We start from the raw sequence: 1,608 nt of genomic DNA on the forward strand, positions 1-1,608 counted from the left end.
CTGCGATGAGCTGGTCAGCATCCCCATGAAGGGCGCCGTCGAGAGCCTGAACGTGTCGGTGGCCAGCGGCGTGTGCTTGTACGAGGCCCTGCGCCAGCGCGGCTGAGGGCGCGTGCGGCCTGGGCGGGCGCCGTCGTCACAACGACGGTCGCCATCGCGCCCCTTAGCTCAAACCCAGCCCAGCGCGCCCAGCAGGGCGCCAGCGCCCAGCAGCCAGAGCAAGTGCAGCCGGGTGCGCCACACCAGCAGCGCCACCACCAGCGTCAGTAACCACAGCGCCCAGTCGGTGGCGATGTGGCCTTGTGCGCGGCCCAGCACCCAGGCCGTGGCCATGACCAGGCCAATCACGATGGGCGCCATGCCCTGCTTGAAGGCGCGCACGGCACGCCGCTCGCTGTTGCGCTGCGCCCAGCGCGTGGCCAGCCAGGTCAGCGTGGCGCTGGGCAACATCGTGCCCAGCATGCACAGCGCTGCCCCCAGCAGTCCCAGCGCCCAGCCACCTGTACCGGCGCCGCCCGCGTTCAGGCCCACGTTCCAGCCCAGCAGGGCAATGAACAGCACGTTGGGGCCCGGCGCGGCCTGCGCAATGGCAATGCTGGCGCTGAACTGCACATCGGTGAGCCAGCCATTGCGCTCGACCAGGTAGCGCTGCATATCGGGCGCCAACGAAATGGCGCCGCCCACCGCCAGCAGCGACAGTGACAGGTAGTACAAAAACAGGTTCAGCCAGTCGATGGGCTGCAAGGTGATGGTATGCATGGCGTTCAGGGTTTTTCAGGGCGCCAGCTTGCGCCAGGTCAGTGCGCAGACGGCACCGCCCAGCAGCAAAAGCACCCAGTGCAGCGGCAGTCGCAGCCAGGCAATGGCGCCGAACATGAGCGCTGCAAATACCGCCCCCACCAGCGGCCCCAGCGGGTGCTGGCGCAGGGCGGCGGCCAGCTTCAGGCCCATGCCGGCAATCAGCCCTGCCGCCACCGCACCCATGCCGCGCAGCGCACCGGCCACCGCCGGGTGCGTGGCCCAGTGGGCATACACCAGCGCTGCGGCCAGCACCAACACCAGCGGCAGGGTGAGCATGCCCGCCACCGAGGCGGCCGCGCCGCGCAGGCCAAAGTAGCGGTCGCCAATCATCACCGAGAGGTTGACCACGTTGGGCCCGGGCATGACCTGTGCCACCGCCCACTCTTCCAGAAACTCCTCGTTGGTCATCCAGCGCTTTTTCTCGACCAGCTCGCGCTGCACCACCGCCATCACCCCGCCAAAGCCCTGCAAGGCCAGCCAGGTGAATGACCAGAACAGGTCGGCGCAATTGCGCGGGCGTGGGCGCTGCGGGGGTGGCGTGGAGCCGGAGTGGGGCGTTGGCAGCCCGTCAGGAGTGGGGGTGGGGGAGAAATCGGCAGCAGCCATGAATGAAAGTAAAAAGTGCTTCAAAGCCTTACGGAATAAGCGAAAGCAGCTATCAAATAATGAGTTGATTGCCTATTTTTTCAGGCAAAACGTGCAGTGCGCGGGCCGCCATGGTACGCGCGCTGGGCTTTGTGCGCTGGCTGGCTATACGGGGCAGGTGCTGCGTGGCAGGTTTGCGTTTGATAAAAAATGCATCTACAT

At 66.6% G+C, this 1,608-nt stretch carries 3 protein-coding genes; 1 reads left to right on the top strand and 2 read right to left on the bottom strand.

Annotation, left to right across the window (positions count from 1 at the left end; all coding sequences use genetic code 11):
• The coding region (locus PHX69_RS13760) for a TrmH family RNA methyltransferase (RefSeq protein WP_288044409.1) at nucleotides 1-106 on the top strand (106 nt) is incomplete at its 5' end.
• 62 nt (nucleotides 107-168) lie between these two features.
• Here the strand turns inward: PHX69_RS13760 and PHX69_RS13765 are convergent.
• A complete protein-coding gene (locus tag PHX69_RS13765; protein ID WP_288044404.1) occupies nucleotides 169-759 on the bottom strand; it encodes a chromate transporter in 591 nt (196 codons plus the stop codon).
• 15 nt (nucleotides 760-774) lie between these two features.
• The gene (locus PHX69_RS13770) at nucleotides 775-1,407 is read right to left on the bottom strand and encodes a chromate transporter (RefSeq protein WP_288044405.1); all 633 of its coding nucleotides are present in this window, start codon (nucleotides 1,405-1,407) and stop codon (nucleotides 775-777) included.
• Nucleotides 1,408-1,608: the final 201 nt, after the last annotated feature.

This window comes from Simplicispira sp. (genome assembly GCF_028687295.1).
Taxonomy (GTDB): Bacteria; Pseudomonadota; Gammaproteobacteria; order Burkholderiales; family Burkholderiaceae_C; genus Simplicispira; species Simplicispira metamorpha.